General features: G+C 35.0%; 9 protein-coding genes. 5 read left to right on the top strand and 4 right to left on the bottom strand.

Annotated features, from left to right (window positions below; translation table 11 throughout):
• Positions 1 to 108 precede the first annotated feature (108 nt).
• The gene (locus O4M77_RS15665; RefSeq protein ID WP_004728244.1) at positions 109 to 750 is read left to right on the top strand and encodes an AAA family ATPase; all 642 of its coding nucleotides are present in this window, start codon (positions 109 to 111) and stop codon (positions 748 to 750) included.
• Positions 750 to 1,040 carry a hypothetical protein gene (locus O4M77_RS15660; RefSeq protein ID WP_066024506.1) on the top strand — a complete coding sequence of 97 codons (291 nt, stop codon included), beginning with the start codon at positions 750 to 752 and terminating at the stop codon, positions 1,038 to 1,040. The genes O4M77_RS15665 and O4M77_RS15660 overlap by 1 nt, the downstream gene beginning before the upstream one ends.
• A 224-nt stretch (positions 1,041 to 1,264) precedes the next feature.
• Here O4M77_RS15660 and O4M77_RS15655 read toward each other — a convergent pair whose 3' ends face one another.
• Positions 1,265 to 1,792, bottom strand: a complete 528-nt coding sequence (locus tag O4M77_RS15655) for a phage tail tape measure protein (protein ID WP_180044555.1) — start codon at positions 1,790 to 1,792, stop codon at positions 1,265 to 1,267.
• A 316-nt stretch (positions 1,793 to 2,108) separates the two neighbouring features.
• On the opposite strand from O4M77_RS15655, the gene O4M77_RS15650 reads away from it, so the two are divergent.
• From O4M77_RS15650 to O4M77_RS15640, 3 genes are all read left to right on the top strand, one after another.
• Positions 2,109 to 2,396, top strand: a complete 288-nt coding sequence (locus O4M77_RS15650; RefSeq protein ID WP_070155401.1) for a BrnT family toxin — start codon at positions 2,109 to 2,111, stop codon at positions 2,394 to 2,396.
• Positions 2,383 to 2,697 carry a BrnA antitoxin family protein gene (locus O4M77_RS15645; RefSeq protein WP_323714143.1) on the top strand — a complete coding sequence of 105 codons (315 nt, stop codon included), beginning with the start codon at positions 2,383 to 2,385 and terminating at the stop codon, positions 2,695 to 2,697. Before O4M77_RS15650 ends, O4M77_RS15645 begins: the two co-directional genes overlap by 14 nt.
• Positions 2,698 to 2,900: 203 nt before the next feature.
• Positions 2,901 to 3,875: a hypothetical protein gene (locus tag O4M77_RS15640; protein WP_323714142.1), complete on the top strand. Its 975-nt coding sequence runs from the start codon at positions 2,901 to 2,903 to the stop codon at positions 3,873 to 3,875.
• Positions 3,876 to 4,135: 260 nt separating this feature from the next.
• Here the strand turns inward: O4M77_RS15640 and O4M77_RS15635 are convergent, their stop codons facing one another.
• The 3 genes from O4M77_RS15635 to O4M77_RS15625 form a co-directional block, all read right to left on the bottom strand.
• Positions 4,136 to 4,291 (bottom strand): hypothetical protein, encoded by a 156-nt coding sequence (locus O4M77_RS15635; RefSeq protein ID WP_323714141.1) that lies wholly within the window; start codon positions 4,289 to 4,291, stop codon positions 4,136 to 4,138.
• Positions 4,292 to 5,025: 734 nt separating this feature from the next.
• A complete protein-coding gene (locus O4M77_RS15630; RefSeq protein WP_180192411.1) occupies positions 5,026 to 6,090 on the bottom strand; it encodes a hypothetical protein in 1,065 nt (354 codons plus the stop codon).
• 1,723 nt (positions 6,091 to 7,813) lie between these two features.
• Positions 7,814 to 8,794: a replication initiation protein gene (locus O4M77_RS15625; protein ID WP_323714144.1), complete on the bottom strand. Its 981-nt coding sequence runs from the start codon at positions 8,792 to 8,794 to the stop codon at positions 7,814 to 7,816.
• Positions 8,795 to 9,027 lie beyond the last annotated feature (233 nt).

The following is a 9,027-nucleotide window of genomic DNA, read 5'->3' as shown; positions in this document are numbered from 1 at the left end:
TACGTAAGTTGCGCAAGTTAAATAATCTTATTGTTTATAAACTATTGATCTAAATAGAAAACTTTATATAATGACTTTTAAATAAGTTACGTAAGTTAAATAATCAAGATGATAATTTTAGTTGGTGGTGAAAAAGGGGGGTCCGGTAAAAGTTGCCTCGCCCAAAATTTAGCTGTGTATTTACAAGCGAAAAAGAGAGATATTTTATTATTGGATGCTGATCCACAAGGTACTACTACTGACTGGATTAAAGAACGTGATGACAACAATAAAGTAGAAAGTATTCCTTCAGTACAAGCTGCTGGGAACATCCGTCAAATATTATTAGACCTGTCTAAACGCTATCAAGACATTATTATCGATGCAGGTGGTCAAGATTCTGAGGCTTTACGTTCAGCAATGACTATTGCAACCCATATGTTATTGCCATTTCGTCCTAAAAGACGTGATCTAAAAACATTGGTTCATGTTGAAAAGTTGATCCGATTAGCTAAAGCTGTAAATCCAGAGCTTTATACTCGAGCAGTTATTACGCAATGTCCAACTTTACCAAGTCAGTTTCAAAGAATATTAGATGCCAAAGAAGCATGTGAATCTTTTGATTTGATTCCACTTAACAATTTTACGTGTAATCGAAATATCTATGATGATGCTGATGAAAATGGATTGTCGGTCTTTGAAATGTCATCTGATGAAAAAGCTAAACAAGAAATTGAACAAATTGCTAAAGAGTTTTTAGGAGATCTTTAATGGCACTTAAAGGCTTAAAAAAATCTGAGCAAGGTTTAAACGAAGAAAAAATCGAGGACTTTATTCAAGGTGCAACTAAACGTATTAAGAAGATAGAGCCAACACAGCAAACTTATAAAAGATATACCTTCTCTTTAACTGAAGATGTCAATCATCAAATAGATACTCTTTTGGTGAATTGTAGAGTTGCTAAGGCCAATCGTTCTATCATTTTAAAAGCTGCTATTAGTCAACTAGAGAAGCTATCTGCTGAAGAACTACAAAAAATCGTATTAGATCAAATTAAGTAACTTACGTAAGTTACTTAATTTACATAAGTTAATGCTTTAAATTTTTATTAAGTAAACTTGTGAAATATTGCTTACTTATTAATCGTTGAACACGCAAAATCACTAAAAAAGCCTAAGAGTGTGTGCTTAGGCTTTTTTAATAGATATAAAATCTTGATTAAAAAAAGGAAATCAAAGTCATTTCGTATAACGTGTATTATGTTAATTCTAGAAAAAGTCTGGAATTAGTATTTTTTTAGAATTGGTTGCGGACTTTTGAATCGAGGATCTATACGGATACCTTGTGCTTTTAGTTCTTCTTCCTTTTGCTTATCCATTTCTTCCTTTTGTTTATCAATTTCTTCTTGTCGCTTGCTTTGCAACTCTTTTTCTTTTTGCTTATCCATTTCTTCAAATATACTTGGTATATTTGATTTTTTCTCTTTATGTACTTCTTGCTCTATAATTTTCTGTTTCCTAGAACGTATTTCTTCCAATTTTTCTATCTCTTTAGCCAACACTAACTCATTTTTACGGAGTTCTTCATTTTTTATTTCTTCAAGATAAATATCATTTTTTATTTCTTCTGCTAATAAACCAATATACAAAGCATGTGCTTTATCTAAAGAACCATCAGACTTCGATAGTGCTATGGCCCATAAACCAGTTCTCTTTTGTCCAGTAGCAATTTCTCTAATCGCTAATTCATAAAATGTTTGTTCATTTTTTTTATTTATTATCATATTTGCTTTCAATTTTTTAAAAAAGCTCATCAGATCAGTTCTCATCTAAAAATATAATTTCATATTAATTCAATTAAAAAATTAATAAATGTCTTACTTGAATAATTACCTATTTAACATAATGGCCGTTATACGCAATACACTTGTATATTAATATAAATATCAAAGACTTAAAATTTTACACCAAACCCTAAAATCCATAAAAAGCCGATTTTGAAACAAGTCGGCTTTTTTATGAGCAGTTTTGGAATGTTTTGCCAATAAATTTGACTAAAAATTACGCTTCTCAGCTTGAGTGATACAATTTTATGATACATTATTGTATATACAAATTTGAATGTTTTTTATGAAACAGTATTTCGAATGGGATGAGGCAAAGAATCGAAAGAATCAGAAAAAACACGATGTCTCTTTCGAAACGGCAAGCCTTGTTTTTGAAGATCCATTACGAATTTCAATCCAAGACAGACATACCGATGGTGAAGAACGTTGGCAAACCATTGGACGAGTTAAAGGCGTACTAATGTTATTGGTGGCTCACACCATTTTTGATGAAGATGACTGTGAAATCATACGAATCATTAGTGCAAGGCAAGTGACTAAAGCGGAGCGAAACAAATATGAGCATGGTTAGATACTCACGCAAAGAGCTGAATGAGAAATTTGGTGAGAAGCAAGATGCTGAAATTCAACGCTTGATTGCTAAAGGCACGGTTCCTGATGATCATCTAGATCTATCAGATATTCCTGAAATTACCGATTGGAGCAAGGCTGTACGCCATAATCAGTTCTACCGTCCAGTGAAGCAACAGACTTCTATTCGTTTAGATGCTGATGTGCTTGCTTGGTTCAAAGCACAAGGCAAAGGTTATCAAACACGAATGAATGAAATTCTGCGAGATGCTATGCTGAAAGAATTAAAAAATCATCAATAAAAATGGGAGCTTAGGCTCCCATTTTTAGATTCCTATAACGTGTATTATGTTAATTTTAGGAAATCTTTAAAATTTCTAAAAATTTAGTAGTTACTCAATTCCTATAATTTAAAATAAATTATTCAAATAATGCTCATCTTATTATTTAATCTTTTTTGTTTAATAACTATACTCAACCAATATTTTTACATGATATTGAAAGTATGGAATTTTTTTTTATTTTAGTTGGTATGGCATTGCTTGTACCTGTATGTATAGCTCTATCTCAGTCAAATATGTTGAGAGATGAATTTGATGAAGATGACTCTCCTAAAACAAAGAATACAGCTACTAAATTTCAACTCCAAGAAGAAGAACGTAAAAAAGCATTAGAATATTCAAAAATGATGGATGAAAAACGTAAGCGAGTAGCTGAAGAAGAACGTAAGCGAGAAGAAGAAAAACGTAAGCGAGTAGCTGAAGAAGAACGTAAAAAAGCATTAGAATATTCAAAAATGATGGATGAAAAACGTAAGCGAGTAGCTGAAGAAGAACGTAAAAAAGCATTAGAATATTCAAAAATGATGGATGAAAAACGTAAGCGAGTAGCTGAAGAAGAACGTAAGCGAGAAGAAGAAAAATACAACTTAATTAAAAGTGATGATGGTAATGAGCTTTCAGAAAATACTTCTCTTCCTCCTTTAGTACTATCTAACTATCACGAATCATCAAACATCAAGATTGATATGATTCATGATGTATTTATTAATAGATTCAAAGAGTTAAATATTAAAGGGGAAGTATATGCTGAGAGAGAACATGTACGGGGGCTTTTAGGACACCTCATAGTAGTAGTCTCAGATATAAGAATTAATATTATGAGAATTGATGAAAATAAATACTGCATTCAATATATCAATAATTACGAACTTCCAGATCATGAGGAGTCTCAACTAAATACACATTTTGAAAATATTTTCGATGAAGTCATTAAATCTGCTTCATTTGATTCATTTAATGTATTTCCTTTAAAGCTCTACTGTGGCCGAGGTCTGTATGGACAAACTACAGATTATCAGATGGAACTTAGTATAGAGTCAGAAATTAACTCTATTAGCATGTGGGGGTTTACTCAATATATTTTTGAAATATGGAAAGATTTAACTAAATTCGCTAGCATTATGGAAAGGTCTTTATAAAATTTCTTAGATGGTGATGCACATTTAGTTAGAAAAAATAACTGTTTCTATTAACTAATTTATTTAAAAATTTAACCCATATGAGTCGTTGTTGAATTTTTCTTTTCATAGACATCTATTATATTGAAATGATGTCTATGAATCACACCTTCTAAGTTATAACTATACATCGTCATATGCATATAAATTAATCATTGCACTAAGCCAAGAATTCAAAGGATAAAATCATTAGCTTAAGCATGATCAGGGCGAATATAGATTTAATCGTCAAATTGATTGTAGTAACCTTCATCAATTCGTGTTTGATGACGCGTTTCATTTAGGCGTTCTGCCTTATCAGACATATTTTCTTCTTCCTCATCCTCTTCATGATCATATAACTCTAACCATAAATCATCATCCATACCTTGTGGCATTGTTTTCTCACTAATATATAAATTGAAAATTATAATATAAATTAAAATAATGTTTTTATTATTCTTTTACTAAAAATTAATTTTATATGGAATTAATTTTTTTATTTTCCTCAAATTAACATAGTAAGGATTATGTTAATTAATACCCTAAAATACATATTTAGACATTTTTCACTCTTTTACCCGCATAACAATACATAATTATTTAACATAAAATCTCTTATACGAACTTCCTTATTTATTTCAAAAAAAACCCCTGTCGTACACCTGAAAGCTCAAAAATAAAGTTGTTCAATTAAATCATCTATCTTATGTTATTGCTTTATATAAATTATTTTTTTAAGAGTGTAAAACTAATTCAGCAAATAAAATTACATTTCAGCTTCAAAAAAACCCCTGTCGTACACCTGAAAGCTCAAAAAAAAACCCCTGTCGTACACCTGAAAGCTCAAAAAAAAACCCCTGTCGTACACCTACAAATATATTATATTTGTTTTATATCAATAGCTTAAAATTAGTTTAAAAAATTGGTGTATTTTCATTTTTGCTCGCTTTAAAAAAATATAAGAAAAATTTGATTAAGAGTGTAATCTATTTCAGCAAATTACTGATTATTATTTAATCAAAAACATATTTTTATGGCATAAGCATCTGATTAATTAGCCATTTTATCTAACTATAAGGTGTCTACAAAATTGGAGGCTATTCAATTTAAAAATAATTTAATAGCATCATCAATTTAATGTTTCGGCAAGCATTACTTCATCTACTTTTTTATTACGGTTCTCGACCTTCATTGTCTCAAGATTAACGTAGTTAAAAATTGGCATATATTCGCCCTTTCGGACTAATTCGAGGGGGATTTCTACACCATATTGATCAAAAAGGTCTCTCCGCTGCCGGTATTCATTCAAATTGTCGGCATAGTTCTCCAGCCGCGGCAAATAAACTAAATGCGGTGGGGCTATCTCAATTTGCTGCCACGATTTTTTAACTTTCCTGCGTACAAAGCTTTGGGCGAAATGCAGCAATTCTCCTGATTGCTGTCTATTACTTTTAAAAACGGCCCATGCTTCAATCATTTTGAAAAAATTACGCAAATCTGCCCTGTTTTTTTCAGCTGCTGCATTGCGTTTCTGACTAATGAGCTTATTCACGATAGCCATTAATCTTGCTTTCATTCGCAATAATGATTGCTTGCTGTATCTCCAAGACCACGAGAAAGATTTAATTCTGTCCTTATATTCTTTTTCAGTCGGCTTGTAGACCTTATGATCTGTACGTACAAGCTCAAAAGTCATGTGCTGCGTGACTTTTAGAGAAATAGGCGTATTTAAAACAAATTGCAGCGGCTCCCGATCTTTGAAATAACCATAGATTAAGTCAATTTCAGCCTGTATTTCAGGTTTAACCCATGAAAACCCCTGAAATCTCTCCTGCAATTCCTCAATTTTTTCACGCTCTTTAGCATTCACGATCTTTTTAGGCTCTACGCCACACTGCAAATTGAAATCCCTAGTTCGAGGAGTCGTGAACAGCAAATGAATAGTCCATTTGTATTTTTCAAAGACATCACGTTGAACGATACAAGTACAAATAGGATGACCTTTTTCAAGGCGGTAATTCCGTTGACGTGGAGTAAGCTTTAAGTCATAGCGATCTGTCAGCTTCTCCAGTAGCCCTTCTACATTGTTAAAAATGGTTTTTGTATTGCCATCCAACCAATCTTCATATTCCTTCCAATCAATTTTTGCGTAGAAATATGCCCCATTAGCCACATGGTCAGCGATTCGCTGCATCGTAAATTTTGTATGAGGACTAAATACAATCATTGCTATTTATGTAATCAAGGGATTTTCACTAAAAATACCCCATTTTCTCGTAAAAAACCACATTGTAATCTAGTAAAAAGAAAACAATGCTTTTAGAGGTTTTTAGGGCGAAGCCCTGCTATGCGAAGCATAGCCATAAAATCGAATTTTTCGGGATATTTGTAAGAGGGTAATAAGTAGTTCCTGAAAAACGTAAAAAACACGATAGACGGTATGTTTTTTACGTTTTATGATCATTTTTATCATCAATGAAGTGTGTCTGACCAACGCATATTTAAAACTGACTAACCATGTGAGTTTTAGTGTGCCCAGCCACACTAAAACTTTGATTTTTTAAACAGCTCATAGTCAAACTTTTAACCAATTTTTGACTACCTGACGAAGCGGACTGCCGGAGAAATTTGGCTCGGTACGCTTTGATGGGAGCTTGAGGGACGCAATGCCCTCATTCGATCCAATCCTATTTAACTAGGTCGGGGAAACCCGTCTTTAGTGAAGTTGGGCGACAAGGAAACGGAAGCGTGGTGACACGTTGCTCGGGAAGTAATTCCCGATCTAGGCTGAAAGGGCCGAAATCCTGTTTTGAAGATATGGTCAGGAGTTTTAGGAAGAAACTCCGTTAATAGCCACCGTTCTATGCAGATGTGCGTAATGTTTTGCATAGTGCGTGCCACACACGATGGATTCTGAGATAACCGAGAGGTTATCGGGGCGCTGAGGCGAAAGCTGGATGCGTTGCAGGCACTTTCTTGTTAAACGGTGAACTCGTCGTGAGACGTTCCGTTGAAGCTCGAAAGGTCGATTGATAGCTCAAACGTGACAATGGGGGCGCACAACCCCCTATGTGGATTGCAAGTGCTTTACCAACAAGAATGATGATCAGATTAATAATGCGTTTTTTGGAACTGCGAACGCAAAAATAGGGAATTTCTTCGGACATTCTGGTGATCTAGTTGATAAGCGTACTGCAAGTTAAGACTTCAAGACTAACTTGTGAATCACATCCTTCAAACGTGCAAATTGGTTAGGCGCGAAATATTGAGGAAGTGAGGGAGCGATCTTGAGTAGCGCATATAAAACGGTTTTTAAATCGTGGAAATTGTGCCTGAAAGGGTAAGAACCATAGCTACCGTTCGGAGAAATCCGTTGTTAAGGGAATCGTGGTTTTGCGAAAGAGTGATGTTGGGATATGCAGAGGTGCATATTGAGTATGTGCTCACCTGGTGGTAACAGCCTTGTTGAGTTAAAAAAAATCAGAAACGGTTAAATGGGGATTGGTCTCCCCTACTGTTCGAGTTGGTCGCTTGAACTAAACTAAGTTGATGAAAATGCAGAGCTACAACTGTGTTGGATGCCTTGTTCTTATGCAAGTAGTATCTTTGTGGCTATTTCTCAGTACAGAAAACTGAGGTTCACTGTGGACTTTGCTAGCAGAGGAGTTCAGCCGTTCCAGAGTCGGTTGAATCAGGTGTAGATTTAAAAACACATTATCAAGGCTGATCCCCATAGGGGACAGCCTTACCTAATTAAAACGATTAACTTCAAGTAATTTTCTAGTTTAAATAACCTTAGTAACCCAATTTAAATCTAAAGAACTACCCATCTGTTAACCCTTTTTTAAATAACCAAAGTAAGTTGAACATAACGACAAAGAAGATCACCCCCCAAAGAGGCTGTTATCTGATAAGGCTCACTTGTGCATTTCTTTAACCCATGCAGAGACTGAATTTCTATGCACACCCAATTTTTCTGAAATTGCTTTGATAGTCATACCTTCAGATTTCATTTGAATAGCTTGCTCTCGCTTCGGCTCATACTGTGCCGAACGTACAATACCACCTTTTTTACCACCCTTAGCCCCACGCTTCGCCTGTATCTCGCTGAAATCACCATAGCTGAACCGTTGCCATACCCACTTGGCAATGCTCTTTGCTGTCGCTTTTACTTCGCTATACGGTAAAGGTTGCTCAAAGCCGTTGTTAATCGCTTCTATTTGCGCTCTGACGGCCTTTTCCCACTCATGGCTAGTGTCATGGTGCATATAGTCTCTAATGGCCTTATACGCCCAATGACGGCCCTTCTCGAACAGTGTAACGTTACGTCCTAAGCCGACAACTTCGAGCTTCTTCGGAATCCGCTTAGGTAGGTCAACAAAGTCCGCGAGATAGTCCAGTGAATAGGCTCGATCAGTCCAGAAGGTTGTGCGCCATTGCGGATGTAATGGGTTCTTCGTAATAAGGTGCGAATAGCTGCTGTCTGCACCCATTTTCAGCGCATAAGCGTAATAAACCGCTTGGGCATACTTGATTGCTTTAACACTCGCAAACTCGCTTGTACAAAGCGGTATTTCGAGCTTATAGCAATGATGACAGTGTCCGTTATCTGGGTTCTGGGTAGTCCATAAAGGTTTTGGTAATCCAGCATCAAACCAAGATAAAGCCGCATCGTCCTTATCATCATCAAAGACAAAGTAAATCGTCATCAAAGGTGGATTTATTTGAATATACGGCTTTTTGATCGCAATGGATTTGGTGCGAATGAGCATGTAGCCAGGTTTATCATCCATGCAGTAAGGCTTGTTTGGCAAGCTCTCAAATAGATCGAGTTGCTGCTGTACTGCGATTTCTGTTGTAAATTTAGTCAGCTCTGAGTGACTTTTTGTATAATCCATGTTTACTACTTGAGTAAACCGCCTTTGTTCTTTGCATATATCAAATTTGTGGTATATGCTTATGGCAGACACAAGACGGGTTTACCTCCTTATTGTTGTTAAAGATACGAGCCTCGATGATTACATTCCGCCAAGTTTGAAAATCATCGGGGCTTTCTTTTGTAAGAATATAACTAATCAACAAAAAATTTCAATCAATAAAACTATATAAAATAATAAATTATCAAGATAGT

The organism is Acinetobacter sp. YWS30-1 (assembly GCF_033558715.1).
GTDB lineage: Bacteria > Pseudomonadota > Gammaproteobacteria > Pseudomonadales > Moraxellaceae > Acinetobacter.
The sequence above is the reverse complement of the archived record's forward strand: the minus strand, read 5'-3'. Positions and strand labels throughout refer to the sequence as shown.

Coding starts and splice junctions, on each gene's coding strand:
- O4M77_RS15625 (WP_323714144.1), bottom strand. CDS start 8,794: ATGGATTATACAAAAAGTCACTCAGAGCTGACTAAATTTACAACAGAA.
- O4M77_RS15665 (WP_004728244.1), top strand. CDS start 109: ATGATAATTTTAGTTGGTGGTGAAAAAGGGGGGTCCGGTAAAAGTTGC.
- O4M77_RS15650 (WP_070155401.1), top strand. CDS start 2,109: ATGAAACAGTATTTCGAATGGGATGAGGCAAAGAATCGAAAGAATCAG.
- O4M77_RS15645 (WP_323714143.1), top strand. CDS start 2,383: ATGAGCATGGTTAGATACTCACGCAAAGAGCTGAATGAGAAATTTGGT.
- O4M77_RS15660 (WP_066024506.1), top strand. CDS start 750: ATGGCACTTAAAGGCTTAAAAAAATCTGAGCAAGGTTTAAACGAAGAA.
- O4M77_RS15640 (WP_323714142.1), top strand. CDS start 2,901: ATGGAATTTTTTTTTATTTTAGTTGGTATGGCATTGCTTGTACCTGTA.
- O4M77_RS15655 (WP_180044555.1), bottom strand. CDS start 1,792: ATGAGCTTTTTTAAAAAATTGAAAGCAAATATGATAATAAATAAAAAA.
- O4M77_RS15630 (WP_180192411.1), bottom strand. CDS start 6,090: ATGCAGCGAATCGCTGACCATGTGGCTAATGGGGCATATTTCTACGCA.
- O4M77_RS15635 (WP_323714141.1), bottom strand. CDS start 4,291: ATGCCACAAGGTATGGATGATGATTTATGGTTAGAGTTATATGATCAT.